The following is a 772-nucleotide window of genomic DNA, read 5'->3' on the forward strand; positions in this document are numbered from 1 at the left end:
CACCTTGGCAAGGTGGTGTTCTACCACTGAACTACTTCCGCATAATGCGGGTGAAGGGACTCGAACCCCCACGTCAAAGACACTAGATCCTAAGTCTAGCGCGTCTGCCAATTCCGCCACACCCGCATATTTAAATTGAATGGTGAGCCATGAAGGACTCGAACCTTCGACCCTCTGATTAAAAGTCAGATGCTCTACCGACTGAGCTAATGGCTCGTGCAAAGAATTACCTGAATAATACAAGTCATCCCACGTATTGAGTACATCTACGACGTCCCAATCTCAGAAAGCTTATTCTAGTAGCAGCTCGATTGGTACGCTGAAGTAATTGCTTCGAAGCATATTCGATCGTGCTCTACCGACTGAGCTAATGGCTCGTACAAGTTAAGAATGGTGGAGGATGACGGGATCGAACCGCCGACCCCCTGCTTGTAAGGCAGGTGCTCTCCCAGCTGAGCTAATCCTCCATTAATTCGCCTAGCGACGTCCTACTCTCACAGGGACAAAGTCCCAACTACCATCGGCGCTGAGAAGCTTAACTTCCGTGTTCGGTATGGGAACGGGTGTGACCTTCTCGCTATCGTCACTAGACTATTAAAAGAACATTTCTTATTATAATCTCTTTTCGAGATTAATCAATAGGAAATTCATTCCTTCAAAACTAGATAACGCTCCTACATTCATCATTTTGGTTAAGTCCTCGATCGATTAGTATCAGTCAGCTGCACATGTCACCATGCTTCCACCTCTGACCTATCAACCTCGTCATCTT

General features: G+C 46.5%; 3 tRNA genes and 2 rRNA genes. All 5 read right to left on the minus strand.

Annotation, left to right across the window (positions count from 1 at the left end):
* Window positions 1-45: 45 nt before the first annotated feature.
* A tRNA-Leu gene (locus tag DZB84_RS24610) sits at window positions 46-126 on the minus strand.
* Between the two features lie 14 nt (window positions 127-140).
* Window positions 141-216, minus strand: a tRNA-Lys gene (locus DZB84_RS24615).
* 175 nt (window positions 217-391) lie between these two features.
* Window positions 392-467: transfer RNA gene (locus tag DZB84_RS24620), tRNA-Val, on the minus strand.
* Between the two features lie 8 nt (window positions 468-475).
* Window positions 476-591 (minus strand): 5S ribosomal RNA (gene rrf / locus DZB84_RS24625).
* A 97-nt stretch (window positions 592-688) separates the two neighbouring features.
* Window positions 689-772, minus strand: a 23S ribosomal RNA gene (locus DZB84_RS24630); the annotation flags it as partial.

This window comes from Bacillus sp. HNG, from assembly GCF_003400205.1.
In the GTDB taxonomy this organism is placed as follows: Bacteria; Bacillota; Bacilli; order Bacillales; family Bacillaceae_L; genus Ferdinandcohnia.